General features: G+C 45.4%; 16 protein-coding genes. 6 read left to right on the forward strand and 10 right to left on the reverse strand.

Going from position 1 to position 16,929, the window contains the following annotated elements; translation table 11 throughout:
• Window positions 1-84: 84 nt before the first annotated feature.
• The 6 genes from HDC91_RS00685 to HDC91_RS00710 form a co-directional block, all read right to left on the reverse strand.
• Window positions 85-1,065, reverse strand: a complete 981-nt coding sequence (locus HDC91_RS00685) for a YihY/virulence factor BrkB family protein (protein ID WP_183547488.1) — start codon at window positions 1,063-1,065, stop codon at window positions 85-87.
• Between the two features lie 11 nt (window positions 1,066-1,076).
• On the reverse strand, window positions 1,077-1,484 hold the full coding sequence (locus HDC91_RS00690; protein ID WP_162432743.1) for a thioesterase family protein: 408 nt from the start codon (window positions 1,482-1,484) through the stop codon (window positions 1,077-1,079).
• Window positions 1,484-2,503 carry an endolytic transglycosylase MltG gene (mltG, locus tag HDC91_RS00695; protein WP_183547490.1) on the reverse strand — a complete coding sequence of 340 codons (1,020 nt, stop codon included), beginning with the start codon at window positions 2,501-2,503 and terminating at the stop codon, window positions 1,484-1,486. The genes HDC91_RS00690 and mltG overlap by 1 nt, the downstream gene beginning before the upstream one ends.
• 21 nt (window positions 2,504-2,524) lie before the next feature.
• On the reverse strand, window positions 2,525-2,836 hold the full coding sequence (locus tag HDC91_RS00700; protein ID WP_183547492.1) for a rhodanese-like domain-containing protein: 312 nt from the start codon (window positions 2,834-2,836) through the stop codon (window positions 2,525-2,527).
• On the reverse strand, window positions 2,820-3,617 hold the full coding sequence (locus HDC91_RS00705; protein ID WP_162432740.1) for a PASTA domain-containing protein: 798 nt from the start codon (window positions 3,615-3,617) through the stop codon (window positions 2,820-2,822). The genes HDC91_RS00700 and HDC91_RS00705 overlap by 17 nt, the downstream gene beginning before the upstream one ends.
• A gap of 1,026 nt (window positions 3,618-4,643) precedes the next feature.
• Window positions 4,644-4,937 (reverse strand): hypothetical protein, encoded by a 294-nt coding sequence (locus HDC91_RS00710; RefSeq protein ID WP_183547494.1) that lies wholly within the window; start codon window positions 4,935-4,937, stop codon window positions 4,644-4,646.
• Between the two features lie 179 nt (window positions 4,938-5,116).
• Between HDC91_RS00710 and HDC91_RS00715 the strand changes: the two genes are divergently transcribed.
• From HDC91_RS00715 to HDC91_RS00735, 5 genes are all read left to right on the forward strand, one after another.
• Window positions 5,117-6,100, forward strand: a complete 984-nt coding sequence (locus HDC91_RS00715; RefSeq protein ID WP_183547496.1) for a D-alanine--D-alanine ligase — start codon at window positions 5,117-5,119, stop codon at window positions 6,098-6,100.
• A 91-nt stretch (window positions 6,101-6,191) separates the two neighbouring features.
• Window positions 6,192-7,094: an AraC family transcriptional regulator gene (locus HDC91_RS00720; protein ID WP_183547498.1), complete on the forward strand. Its 903-nt coding sequence runs from the start codon at window positions 6,192-6,194 to the stop codon at window positions 7,092-7,094.
• Between the two features lie 64 nt (window positions 7,095-7,158).
• Window positions 7,159-8,013, forward strand: coding sequence for an SDR family NAD(P)-dependent oxidoreductase (locus tag HDC91_RS00725; protein ID WP_183547501.1), 855 nt, complete (start codon window positions 7,159-7,161; stop codon window positions 8,011-8,013).
• A gap of 53 nt (window positions 8,014-8,066) precedes the next feature.
• Entirely contained in the window at window positions 8,067-8,702 is a 636-nt protein-coding gene (locus HDC91_RS19885) for an MgtC/SapB family protein (RefSeq protein WP_183547504.1), read from the forward strand.
• Between the two features lie 89 nt (window positions 8,703-8,791).
• Window positions 8,792-9,835 carry an NAD(P)-dependent alcohol dehydrogenase gene (locus tag HDC91_RS00735; RefSeq protein ID WP_183547507.1) on the forward strand — a complete coding sequence of 348 codons (1,044 nt, stop codon included), beginning with the start codon at window positions 8,792-8,794 and terminating at the stop codon, window positions 9,833-9,835.
• A gap of 122 nt (window positions 9,836-9,957) precedes the next feature.
• On the opposite strand, the gene HDC91_RS00740 is transcribed toward HDC91_RS00735, so the two are convergent.
• Entirely contained in the window at window positions 9,958-10,377 is a 420-nt protein-coding gene (locus HDC91_RS00740) for a hypothetical protein (protein WP_183547510.1), read from the reverse strand.
• Window positions 10,378-10,706: 329 nt separating this feature from the next.
• Here HDC91_RS00740 and HDC91_RS00745 point away from each other — a divergent pair, with 329 nt between their 5' ends.
• Window positions 10,707-13,565, forward strand: coding sequence for a pitrilysin family protein (locus tag HDC91_RS00745; RefSeq protein WP_183547513.1), 2,859 nt, complete (start codon window positions 10,707-10,709; stop codon window positions 13,563-13,565).
• Window positions 13,566-13,644: 79 nt separating this feature from the next.
• Here the strand turns inward: HDC91_RS00745 and HDC91_RS00750 are convergent, their stop codons facing one another.
• The 3 genes from HDC91_RS00750 to HDC91_RS00760 all read right to left on the reverse strand — a co-directional run bounded on the left by HDC91_RS00750 (window position 13,645) and on the right by HDC91_RS00760 (window position 16,896).
• Window positions 13,645-14,295, reverse strand: a complete 651-nt coding sequence (locus HDC91_RS00750; protein ID WP_183547516.1) for an START domain-containing protein — start codon at window positions 14,293-14,295, stop codon at window positions 13,645-13,647.
• Window positions 14,296-14,371: 76 nt separating this feature from the next.
• Window positions 14,372-14,821 (reverse strand): KTSC domain-containing protein, encoded by a 450-nt coding sequence (locus tag HDC91_RS00755; RefSeq protein WP_183547519.1) that lies wholly within the window; start codon window positions 14,819-14,821, stop codon window positions 14,372-14,374.
• Between the two features lie 257 nt (window positions 14,822-15,078).
• On the reverse strand, window positions 15,079-16,896 hold the full coding sequence (locus tag HDC91_RS00760; protein ID WP_183547522.1) for an ATP-binding protein: 1,818 nt from the start codon (window positions 16,894-16,896) through the stop codon (window positions 15,079-15,081).
• Window positions 16,897-16,929: the final 33 nt, after the last annotated feature.

Here is a 16,929-nt window from a genome sequence, read left to right on the forward strand (position 1 = left end):
GACAAAAGTACAAATCCGGGCCGAATTGCCAAACCTCATTTATACTTTTTTTAAAGTATTTATAAAAGGTTGGCAATCATTGCATTACTTACCGTCTTCGCTCGGTTTTTTGGTACGGAAGGTGTTATAGCGCGGTTTTGCAATGCGTACAGTACGCTTGGAAAGGTCTACACTCGCGTTTAGTTCAAACCCGATAAGCAGTATCATGGAGTTTAAATACATGTAAACCATTACCACTATCAGCGTACCTATTGCACCGTACACCGTATTGTACGATGAGAAGTTGTTGGTGTAATAAGTAAAACCTACCGATGTTACAATGGCAAGCGATGTTGCCAGTATAGAGCCCGGGTTAATAAACTTCCATTTACGCTTATTTGACGGGCCGTAGCGGTACAATATGCAAATGCTGGTGAAGAATATCACCAAAATGATCAACCAGCGCGAGAATGCTATTAACCAGAACCAAACCTCGGCCTGGCTATGCAGCTTGTGTTGTATAAAATGTATAACCGCTTGTCCGGCTATCATAATAATAATAGCTATAAGTAAAGCGATGCTTATCACTACAGTAAGCACAAGGGCGATAAGCCGCCTTTTTAGCCAGGTACGGGTTTCCAGTATCAGGGATGATTTGTTAAAGGCCTGCATTAAATTGCTAACGCCGTTTGTGGCAAAATATAAAGCGGTTATAAAGCCTACCGAAAGTAATTTACCGTTTTGCCGCGCAATAATATCAAATATGGTATCGTGAAACGCCGTATAAGCGTTGGCAGGCATTATCATTGCAAAAAGGCTTAACAGATCTGACTGAAAGCCTTTAACGGGTATGTAGGCAATTAACGTAAATAAAAATATAATGGCCGGGAAAAGCGCCAGCATAAAGTTGTAGGCCAGCGCGGCGGCGCGGTTAGCCAGCGATGTTTTATAGATCTCCTGAATAAAAAAAACAACAACGGTATAAAGGGGCAGGGGCCTGAAACCAGGTATGTAAACCGTTTTTGTCCAATCGGTAATGTATTGGTAAAACTTAAAGTTCAATAAAAATCTGTGCACCCATCTCATCGCAGTTAAAATTACTCAAAAAACGGCTTTAATTTTTCAATAAAATCGGCAGGTGGCAGGCAGGGGCGGTTGGTTTTCATGTTAATAAAAGCCAGCAGCGTTTCGCCAATGTGTATCAGTTCGTTTTTTTCGTTAAACAACTCGTACCTGAAATGGATCTTCACGCCCGGCATCTTATCCATAATTACGTTTATGGTAATTTCCTCGTCGTAGCGCGCGGGTTTAAGGTATTTGCATTTTAGCTCCAGCACGGGCATCATAACACCCGATGCTTCCATGCCGCTGTAAGTAAGGCCCAGGCTGCGCAGCATTTCTACACGGCCCACCTCAAAAAACTCGGCGTAGTTGCCGTAGTACATATAACCCATCTGGTCGGTTTCGCCGTACCTAACCCTCAGTTTTGTAGCGTTCTCAAACATCAGCGTTTTATATTCCTGTCGTTAAGCGCCTGCTGAAATTTGCGGGCATTTACACGGTGCTCGGCTTCGTTATCCGCAAAATTATGATAACCGCTAAAATCTTCTTTGGCGCACATGTACAGGTAATCGCTCTTTTTATAATTCAGCACAGCGTTAATAGCATTTACCGAGGGCATCATGATAGGCCCCGGGGGTAAACCGGTATGCAGATAGGTGTTATAAGGCGAGTTGGTAACCAGGTAGCGGTTAAGTACACGTTTTATGGTAAAATCATTCACCGCGAAAATAACGGTAGGGTCGGCCTGCAGTTTCATGCCTTTTTTTAGGCGGTTCAGGTAAAGGCCTGCAATGGCCGGCATCTCATCGTCGTGCAAGGCTTCGGCATCCACAATTGACGCTAATACAGATACTTCCTGCGGCGTTAAGTTAATGGCCGCAGCTTTTTGCCTGCGCTCGGGCGTCCAGAATTTTTCGTAGTTGGCATACATGCGCTTAAAAAATTTCTCGGCGGATGTGTTCCAGTACACCTGGTACGAGTTGGGGATAAAAACCGTATAAATATTATCGGTAGTAAAACCATATTGTTCGGCAAATTTAGCCGAGTCGAGCAATCGTAGAATCGAAACCGAATCAGCCTCGATCTTTTTCGATATAAACCCTGCAAACTGATCTTTGAGGCGTATATTGTGGAAGGCAAGGTTCACCGGCTCCTGGTTGCCCGCTTTAAGCATATTTATAAGGCTGCGATTGCTCATGCCCGCTTTTAAACGGTATTTGCCCGGCTTAACTTTCATGTATTTCATGCTATGGGCGGCCTGTAAAAACGAAGTAGTATCTTTTACTATGCCTTGTTGTGTAATAGATTGATATACATCGTCAAGGTTTGAACCGGTTTTAATATAAAGGTATTCTTGCTTATCAGTAACGTTTGGCCCAAAAAAGCGCAGGTAGTAAAATATGCCTGTACCGGCCAGTGATATGATGATGACAACCACCAGCGCTATCCAAAATTTTTTCATATATATATAACGGAAAGATTGTTATTGTTTACTGTTATGTTTTTGCAGCGCTTTAAGGCCACCCGTAAGGTTTAGCACATTGGTAAACCCGCTTTCGGCCAGTAGTGCCTGCGCCGCCGCGCTCCTGATACCGGCACTGCAAATAACGATTATCTCGTCGGTTTTGTTGTATTTAATGTTGCTAAAGTTGTGTATAAGCTTACCTGCCGGAATATTTTGCCCGCCAATATTAAAGGTATGATATTCAATAACTTCCCTTACATCGAGCAGGTTTAGCGGTTCGCGTTTTTGTATGCGCCGGCTTAATGCTTCGGCATCAATTTGCTGGTGCATCGCTTATCGGCTTGCTTTGTGATACCGTTAAATTAACACGTGTACCTATGCTGGTTTTGCTCAACGAATCGGTACGTGCAGGTATTTGCGATACCACCACAACGTTTGTAGAATCGGTGATAGTACCCTGGTAAGTAATAGTGCCCATGGTTAATCCGGCCCCCTTAACAGCAAATCTGGCGGCATCAAGGTCAAGGTTCACCAGGTCGGGGATATCTACTTCGCTTGCGCCAGCGCCATTGCCCAGCACCAGGTCAAGCTTTGAGCCTTTCGGTATCTTTGTGCCGGGCTTTATTACCAGCCCGCCAAATCGCACTTCCAGCACGCGGTCGCGCGCAATGTCCGACCGGTATGTGGTGTCGCCAACTTTAAGGCCATAATTTGATAAAGTAGCCACAGCTTCGCGGTAAATGCTTTGCTCGGTGATCAGGTCGGGCAGCGATACCGGCGGCGCCTGCTGCGTAACCATGGTAAGGTATATGGTGCGGTTTTCTTTTACGTTGGTACCGGCGTCAGGGTCCTGCTCTACAATGGTCCCGGGGGCCTGGTCGGGTACATAAACCGAATCTATCTTGAAGTTAAACCCTTGTTCTTTAAGGCGGTCCATTGCCCTGTCAACATTAAGGCCCTTAAGCGACGGCACGGGTATGCCCTGCCCGTGGCGTGTGTACGAGCTAAGGCTAAAAAACGCTATTAAAACAATGCTGATAACCGTGGCTATAACCAATAAAACAGTGTTGCGGAATTGCCTGGTTTTTAAATAAGCCCAAAAATTACTCATGCGTTTTTGTTGGAAATTAAGTTCAAACATAGTGAATTGATTTCGGATTTCGGATTTTCAATTTCGGATTTTGGCTTGAGCAGGCTGGGGTAGTTCTGTTATATCATTGCCGGCCAGCGTTGTACCAACAAGTGTGCGGATAAGCGATCTTGTCACTTTGGTTTTCGGTTGGAATACCAGTGAGTAGACCCGTGGCAATGAGCGGGCTATCATTATGAAGGCACAGCACTTATCTCTTCTACGTTAGGAATGGCAGTGTTAATATGACCGTCAGTGGATGTACTTTTTCTTTTCTCTCAAAAGAAAAAGTACCAAAAAGAAAAGTCGCGGCTGCGTCCTGTTCTGTCAAAGGGTTTGCTAAGGAAATGCCTGTGCTATCCGAACAGGCCAATGCCGCATTGTGAGGTTGCGTTAAGGCAGTGGGTGACCTATCGAGGATTGCCACGCTATCGCTCGCAATGACGTGTCGGTGGGGAGTTGTGATTATGCGTCAGCAAAACAGCTTCGGGCCTATCGCTCGAGGATTGCCACGCTACGCTCGCAAGGACGTGTCGGTGAGGAGTTGTGATGATGCGTCAGCAAAACAGCTTCGGGCGAAAGCGGGCAGAACGATGATGGCCTTAAGCGCGGCAGGGGCATAGCAATACTTGCCTGAAGCGTGAGGATGAGCGAATGAAGTGGGGGCAAGATTTTGCAGCCCGTGGTTCTGTCCGGTTTGCGGGGCAAAGGCCGTGTGCGCAAAGAAGCCTCTTTGCTGACTTGATCTTTTGCTTCTTTTGTATCAAGACAAAAGAAGTAGCCCTCCGCGGCAATGAGCGGACTACCGTTCATGAAAGCACGACACTTTATCTATCTTCGTTAGGAATGGCAGTGTTACAACGGGTCCTTAGTGGATGTACTTTTTCTTTTCTCTCAAAAGAAAAAGTACCAAAAAGAAAAGTCGCGGCTGCGTCCTGTTCTGTGAAAGTTAGTGCTTTATCAATGCCTGCACTACCCGAACAGCCAATGCCGCATTTTGCGGTGACGTTAGGGTAGTGCTTTCCTGGCGGCTGACGTTTCTATCGAAGATTGCCACGCTATCGCTCGCAATGACGGTTTATTTTTTCGTTCGTCAGCAAAGCAGCTTCGGACGAAAGCGGGCAGAACGATGTGGGCTGCGGGCGGCAGGGCATAGCAATACTTGCCCGAAGCGCAGGGGCGAGGTGCGAACGAAGTTGGGGCAAGATTTTGCAGCCCGTGGTTCTGCCTGCTTTGCGGGGTAAAGGCCTTGTGCGCAAAGAAGCCTTTTTGCTGACTTGATTTTTGGTTACTTTGTATCAAGACAAAGTAACAGCCTTCCGCGGCAATTGAGCGGACTAACGTTCGTTGAAGCACAACCATCACAGGATTGCTTAGCCACGCAGACATCCGCCCGGCTCTGGCCCACAATGCCATTTTAAATAAATTGCTGTTTTACAAATCCCACTCAACAAAACCAAAAAAAACTATCTTTGGCTATCATGAAAACCTTAAACGTGGCCCTTTTAGCCGGTGGCTTTACCGGCGAGTATGAAGTATCTATCAACAGCGCTAAAAATATTGCAGCCAGTTTGGATGCATCAAAATATACGGTTTATACCATACTGATAAACCGCGATAATTGGGTTTACGAAACCGGTCAGGGGAGTATCGATATAGATAAAAACGACTTCAGCCTAACCCTGAACGGCGAAAAGATAAAATTTGAATTTGCGTTCATCACCGTACACGGCACCCCCGGCGAAGATGGTAAACTGCAGGGTTACCTGGATATGATAGGCATCCCGTATAACACCTGCGATTCTACCACATCTGCCATTACCATGAACAAGGCTTACACCAAGGCTATTGTACAGGGCATACATGGGTTGCATACCGCCCGGTCCATTCAGTTGCACCAACATGACGAACATGACATCGCTACTATCTCATCAACGCTAAAGTTCCCGCTGTTCATCAAACCAAACAATGGCGGCAGCAGCGTAGGCATGAGCAAGGTTTATAACGTTAGCGGCTTGCATGAGGCCATTGAAAAAGCCTTTAAAGAAGATACCCAGGTACTGATAGAAGAGTTTATAGAGGGCCGCGAGTTTAGTATTGGCATAGCCCGCCTTAACGGTAAGGTGACGGTACTGCCTGCCACCGAGATCATCAGCTCGAAGGACTTTTTCGACTATGAGGCGAAGTACACTCCCGGCGTTTCTAAAGAAATTACGCCGGCCGACTTGCCGGAAGCAAAAAATCGCGAAATAGCTGATATTGTTACCCAAATTTACCTGCGACTGAATTGCCGGGGTATGGTGCGTATCGACTTTATTTTATTGGAGGGCAGCCAGGAGTTTTACTTTATAGAAGTGAACACCACCCCGGGGCAATCGGCCAATAGCCTGATCCCCCAGCAGGTGAGGGCGGCTGGTATGAGCGTTACCGATTTTTACGGTCAGCTTATAGAAGGAGCCATGTAACTGACCGCAATTTTTCTGGAATTTTACCAAATTTTCTCGGTTTTTTTCGAAAATTTTAATGGCGTATGTTTGAATTACGTAACTTTGCCTTATGGCAGTTACCGAAACGATAGAAGATTTTTATAAACAGAAGTTTAACTGGTTACCCGATAACCTGAGCCAGGATATTGGTCACTTCAACGTTTTCAGGTTAGAGGATTGCTACCGCCCGGAAGCAAAACCAATAGTTTACGCGCGCCGCGACTTTTACAAGATCAGCATGGTACGTGGCAAAAACATCGTCCATTATGCTGATAAAAGCATTGAAATAGAAGGCTGCACGCTTGTTTTTTTTAACCCAACGGTTCCGTATACCTTTGAGCACCACGATAACATACGCTCGGGTGCGTTCTGCATCTTCAGGGAGTCTTTCTTTACTGAAATGCTGCGCCGCAACATGCACGATCTGCCTATGTTTATGCCCAACGGCACCTTCACCTACAGCTTAAATGCCCAACAGGAAGCAGATGTAGCCCAGGTTTTTGATAAAATGCTTGGTGAAATAAATTCGGAGTACCGTTTCAAGTACGACCTGCTGCGCAACTACCTTACCGAGCTTATCCACTACGCGTTAAAGATCCAGCCGCAGGAAGTGCTGTATCAGCACCCCGACGCTAATTCGCGCATCACTGCCATATTTACCGAACTGCTGGAGAGGCAGTTCCCTATTGAAACGCCGTCGCAGCGGTTTAACCTGCGCTCGGCCAAGGATTTTGCCGATAAGCTGTCGGTGCATGTTAACCACCTGAACAGGGCTATCCGTCAAACCACGGGTAAAACAACCACGCACCATATTTCGCAGCGCTTAGCCAGCGAAGCAAAGGCCCTCCTAAAACACACCACCTGGAATGTATCGGAAATAAGCTACTGCCTTGGTTTTGAAGAGCCGGCTCATTTTAATAATTTCTTCAAAAAATTAACTAACGCAACACCTTCTTCTTACCGTACTGTTTGAATTTTGTAATTATTGGTTTGAAAGATGTAAACTGTCAGGCGTTTTGCCGCCTTAATTTTGTATCATGCAAAACAATAATACAGAAAACACAAAAACATGGTTTATCACAGGGGCGTCTAAAGGTTTGGGCCTTAGCCTGGTAAAACAGTTACTTGCATCGGGGCAAAATGTAGCGGCAACATCACGCAATCTTGCTCAACTTGTGATAGCCGTAGGATCAACCGCAGACAATTTCTTACCTATTGAAGTTGATCTGGCAAATGAAGATAGTGTTGGCTGCGCGCTTCATCAAACAAAAAAAGCCTTTGGCCGCATAGATGTTGTAATTAACAATGCCGGTTATGGAATTGGTGGTAGCATTGAGGAATTAACCGACAAAGAGAGCCGGGATAGTTTTGACGTAAACGTGTTCGGCACCTTAAATGTTATACGCATGGTAATGCCTTATATGCGCTACCAGAAATCTGGCCATATTATCAATATTTCCTCAATAGCGGGTTTTGCGCCCGGGGTGGGCTGGTCGGTTTACGCGGCTACAAAATTTGCCGTTGAGGGCCTTTCAACAGTGCTGGCCGAAGATGTTCGTGAGTTTGGAGTTAAAGTAACGGTGGTTGCGCCTGGGGCTTTCCGGACAAGCTTTTTAACGCCCGAGTCTATAGTGATAGCCAAAAGCCGTATTGATGATTATCAAGCGGTGGGGGCCTCGTTAGAAAGATATCTTGGCTACCACGGTCAGCAGGCCGGCGATCCGGAAAAAGCTGCAGCAGCCATAATCAACGTTGCTTACCAGGACAACCCGCCCTTACATTTATTACTCGGTGCAGATGCCTACGATCGTGCTATGGCGCAGTTAGAAAAACTGGACAAGGAGTTTCGCTTTAACGAAGAGTTAAGCAAATCGATGGCTTACAGCGCTTAATGTTGTTTAACAGAAATAGCTGAACAACCCGCCAGGTTTTCTGTTGCTGTGATATGGACTTTACAATTGAACTGGAAGATATCATCAGCATGGTGATGTCGGTAATATGCGGGGGGATTATAGGTTTCGAGCGGGAGTATAAAAACAAATCGACGGGCTTTAGAACAATTGTTTTGATCACCCTTGGCTCAACCATATTCACTATCGTATCAAGGCACGGGGCGGGTACCGACGACCGGATAGCTGCCAACATCATTACCGGTATAGGCTTTATCGGGGCTGGGGTGATCTTTAAGGACAGGATGTCGGTAATGGGGTTAACTACCGCAGCGGTAATATGGACCGCCGCAGCAATAGGGATGACCACCGGAATTGGCTATCACTCCCTGGCGTTTGTTTTCACGATTATCACCATGATCATATTGGTATTGGTAGATAAAGTGGAGTTGCTGATAGGAAACATGAATAAGAATAAAGTGTTTAATATCAGCTTTAGCAGTGCTGATATTGCTGATTTACAAGTGCTTGAAGAAGTGATAAAAAAGCACCGGCTAAAAAGCAAACGCATAGAAGTGTTTAAAAACGAAGAGGTGCTTTGCGCGGTAATGCACGTAACAGGCATTAAAAAGAATGTTGACCTTTTAAGCGAAGAAATGGTTAATATGCCTGCAATAAAAAACTTCCATTAATATTGATGATATTACAGCGATGCTACAAGATTAGTTAGATAGCTGCTGATATTTGAAAATCGAAAACTAAACAACAAAATAAAAAAAATATGATACCAGTAAAAGGATATGCGGCACAACACCCGCAAACCGACCTTGCCCCTTGGAGTTTTGAACGCCGCGAAGTGGGCCCGCACGATGTGCAATTTGATATATTATTTTGCGGCGTTTGCCACTCGGACCTGCACCAGATCAAAAACGACTGGTTCCCGGGGATCTTCCCGATGGTGCCGGGGCACGAAATTGTCGGCCGCGTAGTAAAGGTGGGCGATCACGTAAAAAACTTTAAAGTAGGCGACCTTGCCGGAACCGGCTGTATGGTAGACTCATGCCAGGTGTGCGAAAACTGCCAACAGGACCTGGAGCAATATTGCCTGGAAGGCAGCACCCAAACCTATAACAGCTACGAGCGCGACGGTAAAACGCCAACTTACGGAGGTTACAGTAACAGTATAGTGGTTAGGGAAGAGTTTGTATTACGAATTTCAGATAAGCTGGACCTTGCCGCCACCGCACCGCTGTTGTGCGCGGGCATTACCACTTATTCGCCGCTTAGGCACTGGAAGGTTGGCAAGGGGCACAAACTGGCTGTACTGGGCCTTGGCGGCCTGGGCCACATGGCGGTTAAGTTTGGTGTTGCCTTTGGTGCCGATGTTACCGTATTAAGCACCTCGCCCGGTAAAGAGGCGGACGCCAAAAAATTAGGCGCGCACCACTTTGTGGTAACTACCGATCCTGAACAGGTTAAGGCAGCTACAGGTACATTCGATTTTATATTGGATACGGTATCCGCCGAACACGATTTTAATATGTACCTAAGCCTGCTACGCACTGATGGCACCATGATATGCGTGGGCGTACCGTCGAAACCGGCAGAAGTTGCCGCTTTTAGTTTGTTGGGCGGCCGTAAAAGCCTTGCCGGGTCAGGCATTGGCGGCATAAAGGAAACTCAGGAAATGCTTGACTTTTGCGCCGAGCACGGCATTGTTTCAGAGATAGAGATGATCGATATCAAAGATATTACCAAATCGTACGATCGTATGCTTAAAGGCGATGTGCGTTACCGGTTTGTGATAGATATAGCAACCCTGTAGGTATTTCTGTAATTGATAAAAGGCGGCTAACCTACAGGTTAGCCGCCTTTTATCATGAAAGCAGCGGATATCCACCAGGGCTATCCGCTTTAATCTACACGCGTAGGGAGTGAATTCTCCATTTACGGCAGTGTCGTAAAATCGTAAAAGGGTAGTGCTTCGTAATCGTCAATAAAAGCCATATGGTCTTTTAGTACTTCAAAAGCATTGGGGTATTTCTTATCGTCGATGGTAACAATCACTAAGCCATCCATAGTATATTTACCATATTTGGCTTTAGCAACATCCAGGTCCGGAAACTCTACCGCCGCCATCCAATGCGGGTCGAGGTATTTGATGGCACTTAAGGTATCCATCTGAAACTCCTTATCGTTTGAGACGATGATCCAATAAGGCGACTTACCATCAGCTGCCGGTTTTGCCAACTCAAGTGTAGGTTGGTTATCGGCACTAACCATTGCCCAGGCCCGCTTTTGCGCCAGGCCGGTAAAAGGTGTGCTTAACAAAGCAAATATCGCGAGTATTAATGTATTCTTTTTCATAGTGTTACGTTGCAAGTGTATTAGCTAATACAAATTATACGCCAATAGTTCTGATACAACGGTGCCTTATAGTAAATAGTGCCCCGGGATAACGTTAAGCCACATTTATTACATTTAAATGTTGTATTGCTAACAGTACGCATTTTGCCCGCTACCTGTTACATTATCTGGCAGGTATTGTTTAATATGTATTAATAGTCACAAATCTGTTACACTGTTACTAAATATGCCTTATGATATTTAACTCAAAGGTTATTTTCTTAATATTATATTTTGCTGGGGTATTTAATATCAGCTATCGTGAATAACTATTGACAAACATTAACAAAATGAACAAGACTTTTAAATGTGCATTATTAGCGCAATCTGTGCTGGTAATGGCCCTTACGGCTAACGCGCAAACGGCTGCGCAGCCTAAACTGGTTGAGAAGGTAACCAGGAAGGGTACCGAGCTGGTTATACCTTACGAGAAGTATGTGCTTCCGAACGGGTTAACAGTAATTTTGGCCGAAGACCACTCAGATCCCCTTGTACATGTTGATGTAACTTACCATGTGGGGTCGGCCCGCGAGGAGATCGGTAAATCGGGCTTCGCCCACTTTTTTGAACACATGATGTTCCAGGGAAGCGACCATGTTGCAAATGGCGACCACTTTAAGATCATCACCGAATCCGGTGGTACGCTTAACGGGTCGACCAACCGCGATCGTACCAACTACTACGAAACTGTACCGGCAAATCAGCTGGAAAAAATGCTTTGGCTGGAAAGCGACCGTATGGGCTTTTTGCTTGATGCCGTTACCCAGCAAAAATTTGAAGTGCAGCGCGCTACGGTAAAGAACGAGCGCGGCCAGAACTATGATAACCGCCCTTATGGCCTTGCCGGCGAGTATACATCAAAAAACTTGTATCCTTATGGTCATCCGTACTCGTGGTTAACCATTGGCTATATCGAAGAACTAAACAAAGTAGGGGTAAACGATCTGAAGAATTTCTTTTTAAGATGGTATGGCCCCAATAACGCCACCATTACCATTGGCGGCGACCTTAACCCCAAACAAACCCTTGCGTGGGTAAGCAAATATTTTGGCAGCATCCCCCGGGGCCCAATGGTAAAGAATGCATCATTCCCAACGCCGGTTTTAACTGCCGACAGGTATGTATCGTACACCGATAACTACGCAAAGCTTCCGCTACTATCTATTACTTACCCCGGTGTTAAGATATACGACAAGGATATGTCGGCTTTAGATGCTTTGTCAGAGATCATTGGTCAGGGTCGTAACTCTATTTTTTACAAAAACTTTGTAAAAACCCGCAAGGCGGCGCAGGCATCAATGAACTCATCGAACACCGAACTGGCCGGCGAAATAAGCATGCGCGTTATCCCATTCCCGGGGCAAACTTTAGCTGATGCTAAGAAACTGGTAGACGAATCGTTAATTGAATTTGAAAAAACCGGCGTAACCGATGATGCACTTGTGCGCTTTAAGGCAAGCGCCGAAGCAAACGCCATCAACGGTTTATCAAGTGTTGCCGGAAAAGTATCAGAGCTGGCGCAGGCACAGTATTTAACAGGCAACCCTAACCAGATAGGCCGCGAACTGGCGGATATACAGGCCGTAACCAAAGAAGATGTAATGCGGGTTTACAACAAGTATATTAAAGGTAAACCTGCGGTTATTTTGAGCGTATTGCCAAAAGGAGGCACTGTTGCCCCAGTAGCACCCGATAATTATACCGTAAGCACGGCAGGCTACAAGGCGCCCGATTACGGCTATAATGGCCTAACCTACAAAAAGCCTGCTGATAACTTTGACCGCGCCGCTAAACCGGGCATTGGGCCAAATCCGGCTATTAAAGTTCCGGCTATTTGGATGGCTACCACCCCAAACGGTATTAAAATGATCGGCACTCAAAATAAAGAGATACCAACCGTTTCCATATCTATGTCTATTAAGGGTGGTGGTTTGTATGCTATAAACAATCCCGAAAAGGCAGGTTTGGCAGGTATTGTAGCCCGTATGATGAACGAGGAAACAAAAAATTACACCGCCGAACAATTCAATTCGGAATTAGATAAGCTGGGCAGCAACATCAGCGTGTTTGCAGGCAGCGAAGCCATGTATATTAACGTTTCTTCGCTGACAAAAAATTTGCCTAAAACAATGACCCTGCTGCAGGAGAGATTGTTTAACCCTAAATTTACACAAGACGCCTTAGACCGGATTAAAAAGCAAACCATTGAAGGGCTTAAACAAGCCAAAACACAACCTGCTGGTGTGGCATCAACTGTTTATAGTAAAATACTTTACGGAACAGATAATGTACGCACCTACTCAACAACCGGTAACGAAGAAACAGTGGCGGGTATTACCCTGCAGGATGTTCAGGATTATTACGATAAGTATTTCACGCCCTCGCAAACAGAAATTGTTGTTGTGGGCGATGTTAACCAGGGCACCGCAAGGGGTAACCTTGCCTTCCTGAACGCATGGGCAGATAAGAAAGTAACGATACCTACCCCGGCCGAAGGAAAATCGTTTGATAAAACAACGCTTTACCTGGTTGATATACCGGGCGCGGCGCAATCAGAGATCCGGATTGGTTACCTTGACAAGCTGAACTATGACGCTACCGGCGATTATTATAAATTGGGGATAGCTAACTATATTTTAGGCGGCGCGTTCAACAGCCACATTAACCTTAACCTGCGCGAGAAAAAAGGCTGGACCTACGGCGCCCGTTCGGGCTTTAGCTCCGGCAGGTACGGCGGCGATTTCACTGCTTCGGCAGGTGTATTGGCAACCGCCACCGATAGTTCGGTATATGAATTTATCAAAGAGATACGCGACTATCAAAAAACAGGTATCACACCTGATGAGTTGAAATTTACGCAAACATCAATAGGCCAGAGTGACGCACGTAAATACGAGACCAACGGACAAAAAGCGGCGTTCCTTTCGCGCATACAGGAGTACGACCTGAAGCCTACTTATGTTGATGAGCAAAATAAAATATTATCAACCATTACCCCGGCCGAGCTTAACGCGTTATCGGCTAAATACCTGAATACCGATAACATGGTTATTTTGGTTGTAGGCGATAAAGCGAGAATATTGCCGGGATTACAAAAACTAGGCTATCCAATTGTTGAACTGGACAGCGACGGTAAACCGAAAATGTAATTGTATAACATCATAGAATTAAAAAGCCCTCTCAAATTAAATGAGAGGGCTTTTTACTTTTTACTGTATTGAATCTTGTTTAGTAATTTTTAATGAACGGTACATGCGCGTTTTTATACGCAGGTTTATTTAGCTGGAGTTTTAATTTTTTAAAGCTTTGCGTTGGCCCTTCGGATGCAAACATATTTACCAACCATGCAGGGATGCTTCCGCCTGGATCGAGCTGGATGGTGTATTCTACTTTTACCTCGTTCTTATTCAACGGAAAGATCAGCCATTTACTTATCGAGCTTTTTACCCGTACTATGCCATCTTTTACGGGCAACATGGCCGGTTCAACAGGGCCATCCATGGTTACTACTTTTGTGTCGGGGTTTTGGGTGGTGATGAGGTGCGCAATAAAATCGCGGTTTTGAGCAGGCCACGGCAAGCTTATTTCCGAGTAATAATACAGATCGGCAGGCGATACCTGTTTAACCAGGTGGATTGATTTAGTATGATACACCCATTCTGTGCGCGTCTTCAAGTCCAGCAAGGCAGCCACCATTTGCATCAAGGTAGATTGAAAGTTACATTCTATCCGCAATGCCTTTATCTTAGAGTTTGGAACCGGGCTTGTATATATCTTGATGCCATCATTTTCGCTTTTAAGCGTCCAGTTGGATTGGGCAAAAGATCCGGCGAACGCGAAGCACAGCAGCAGTACAATAAACAATAACCGTTTCAGCATAAAAATCGGGGAATTTACCCGCCAAAAATAATAAGCAGATAAATATTATGTGTCATACATTCAACACAAAACTAAATTATGCGCTGGCTACCAGTTTGCTAAGGCTACGGTAAACATATTCATTATAAATATGCCGGCGTGCAAACCTCCCCGGCGAGTCGGCATTTACAAGTTTAATATAAACGGCGCGCGGCACGTCAAAATATTCATAAGCGTTGCCGTCTGCAAACTCTACCCGTAACACCTGCGCTTTGTACTCAAAATCGGTAATGGCCGATGTAGTGGTAGTAAGCGTATATTCGGCGAACGATTGGTTGCGGGTTTCGGGGGCTATGCTTACCAAAAAATGATAAGCTTCAATAATGGTCTTGCTTTTTTCTTCGGCGTTAAGTTTGCTTTCTTCGCTATCCTGAAATTTATCAGGGTGCCATGATTTCATCAGGCTTCGGTAAGTACTTTTTAATTCCTGCAACTCGGCAGCTTCGGTAACACCTAAAAGTTTTCGGTAATCGACAATTTTTTTCATTCTGTTTATCCTGTTGTTATTGTCTCAGAAAACCTGTTCAAAGAAAATAATTTTGCAAAGGTAAGTTTAATTACCAACGTGTGTACCCATTATGATAAATAAAACGCTATATCGGCGACATTGGCCGCTGTAAAGCTGCAGTTATCCACCGTCAAACACGGCGGTTAACCGGGCAAATGTGGATTATATATAGCCGGTTAGCTATCGATCCGGTTAACATCGTGTGCTTTAAAATCCTGTGCATGAATGCTTAGTTATCAGCCAACAGGGAGCGTAAACCAAAAAGTACTACCCTTGCCTGATTCGCTGTTAACGCCAATTTTACCATTGTGACGTTCTATTATTTCGGCAGATATGTACAGCCCCAGGCCCAGCCCGGAGTATTGCAGCCCGGTAGAGTCTACCCGGTAATAGCGCTCAAACAGGTGCGGGATTTTATCATAGGCGATACCTTCACCAAAATCCTGCACGGATATCTTGACCGACCGGCGTTGCCTTCTTACATCGATAATTATTTTGTAGGAAAGGGGTGCATACTTAATGGCGTTGTTCACCAGGTTAATAACAACCTGCTCTATTTTGCTCCTGTCGGCAAAAAGCTCAACGTTAGTATCGCCCGTCAGCTCAAGCGAATGGTCGCCGTTTAAGAGTATGTGGTCGCAGCTTTCGCTGATCATTTCATCTGCTTTAAAGTGTGTTTTGTTAAGCGCCAGCTGGCCCGCTGTTATTTTTGATACATTCAGCAGGCTTTCTATAAGATGGTGCATCTTTGTTAAACTGGTGTTGGCCTTTTCGATAAACACCGACACTTTTTCGGGGTTGCTGTTGTTTTTTATAAGCTTATCCAGTATCTGTATAGATGCCTTTAACGATGTCATGGGGGTTTTAAGTTCGTGGCTCGCCACACTTATAAAATCGTCTTTTTGTTGCTGCAGGCGTTTAAATTCAGTAATATCCAGTACCGTGCCCAGCATGCGTTTGGGTTTATCTTCGTTATCGTAATAAACCTTGGCTTGCGATCGTATCCAGTGCACCGAGTCGTCAGGATGTATAACTCTTGCTTCATAAAACAGGTAGCCGCTTTTCAGCGCTGCCTCATGGGCCCGTATACGCAGGTCCTGGTCGTCAACATGAAAAGTGGCGGCCAGCTTTTTTCTTGATACAGCGGTGGTAAATCCAAATATGCTGTTAAACCTGTCTGACGTTACCAGTGTATCGGTATTCATATCCAGGTCAAAGGTGCCAATTTCGGCAGCCTCAATAGCCAGCCTGCCACGTTCTTCAACATCTTCAATGTTTCGGCGTGCCACTACCTTATCGGTAACCTCAATAGCAATAATCATAATGGTATTTATAGTGCCGTCGAAGTGCAGTACGGGCTCGTAAACAAAATCGATAAATACTATTTCCGGCTCACCGTTGCGTATCAGGAACACCTCATGCTCCCGTGCCGAAAACGCCACGCCCGAACTAATAACATTGTTCATGATAGGGGCATACAACTGGGCGGCTTCGGGTATGGCTTCCCAAATAGAGTGGTTCTCCATGTCTTTCCGGCGTTTACCCACCAGTTTCAGGTACGAATCGTTCACCACCTCTATCATTAAATCTTCAGCCCGGATAATGCATATCCCAACGGGTGCCTGCCTTACCAGGTTATAAAGGGTCATTTCGCTTTCTTCCACAGCTTGCCTGGCCCGCTCTAATTCCGTAACATCTGTGTTAAAGGCTGCAACACCATAAACCTTGCCCTCGGCATCAAACATGGGCTGGTAGGTAAACTTATAGTAAAAGGTTTGCATCTTGCCGCCTACTAAAAGATCTGCCCGTTCAGCATCGCTATGAAACGGTTTACCGGCACGGTACACACCTTGCAGGTAACCCAAAAATGGTTGGTCTTCCAGTTCGGGCAACGCTTCAAAAAAAGGTTTCCCAATTACCGAGGCATCCCTGTCCCACGCCTTTAAAGTTGCATTGTTAGCTACCGAGATGATCATGTTGTTACCCGTGCACACATATACCGGAAAGGGTGATATTTCAACAATGTCTCTAAATAGGCTTTCTGTTGGCTCCAAGTGATTAAAGTGTTGTACTAATTAAATAATTTA

The organism is Mucilaginibacter sp. AK015 (assembly GCF_014200785.1).
Classification (GTDB): Bacteria; Bacteroidota; Bacteroidia; order Sphingobacteriales; family Sphingobacteriaceae; genus Mucilaginibacter.

What these genes read in the sequence shown, in the direction of transcription:
- HDC91_RS00690 (WP_162432743.1), bottom strand. Translation starts at nt 1,484, where the DNA reads ATGTTTGAGAACGCTACAAAACTGAGGGTTAGGTACGGCGAAACCGAC.
- HDC91_RS00720 (WP_183547498.1), top strand. Translation starts at nt 6,192, where the DNA reads ATGGCAGTTACCGAAACGATAGAAGATTTTTATAAACAGAAGTTTAAC.
- mltG (WP_183547490.1), bottom strand. Translation starts at nt 2,503, where the DNA reads ATGAAAAAATTTTGGATAGCGCTGGTGGTTGTCATCATCATATCACTG.
- HDC91_RS00725 (WP_183547501.1), top strand. Translation starts at nt 7,159, where the DNA reads ATGCAAAACAATAATACAGAAAACACAAAAACATGGTTTATCACAGGG.
- HDC91_RS19885 (WP_183547504.1), top strand. Translation starts at nt 8,067, where the DNA reads ATGGACTTTACAATTGAACTGGAAGATATCATCAGCATGGTGATGTCG.
- HDC91_RS00745 (WP_183547513.1), top strand. Translation starts at nt 10,707, where the DNA reads ATGAACAAGACTTTTAAATGTGCATTATTAGCGCAATCTGTGCTGGTA.
- HDC91_RS00740 (WP_183547510.1), bottom strand. Translation starts at nt 10,377, where the DNA reads ATGAAAAAGAATACATTAATACTCGCGATATTTGCTTTGTTAAGCACA.
- HDC91_RS00755 (WP_183547519.1), bottom strand. Translation starts at nt 14,821, where the DNA reads ATGAAAAAAATTGTCGATTACCGAAAACTTTTAGGTGTTACCGAAGCT.
- HDC91_RS00735 (WP_183547507.1), top strand. Translation starts at nt 8,792, where the DNA reads ATGATACCAGTAAAAGGATATGCGGCACAACACCCGCAAACCGACCTT.
- HDC91_RS00705 (WP_162432740.1), bottom strand. Translation starts at nt 3,617, where the DNA reads ATGAGTAATTTTTGGGCTTATTTAAAAACCAGGCAATTCCGCAACACT.
- HDC91_RS00750 (WP_183547516.1), bottom strand. Translation starts at nt 14,295, where the DNA reads ATGCTGAAACGGTTATTGTTTATTGTACTGCTGCTGTGCTTCGCGTTC.
- HDC91_RS00700 (WP_183547492.1), bottom strand. Translation starts at nt 2,836, where the DNA reads ATGCACCAGCAAATTGATGCCGAAGCATTAAGCCGGCGCATACAAAAA.
- HDC91_RS00715 (WP_183547496.1), top strand. Translation starts at nt 5,117, where the DNA reads ATGAAAACCTTAAACGTGGCCCTTTTAGCCGGTGGCTTTACCGGCGAG.
- HDC91_RS00685 (WP_183547488.1), bottom strand. Translation starts at nt 1,065, where the DNA reads ATGAGATGGGTGCACAGATTTTTATTGAACTTTAAGTTTTACCAATAC.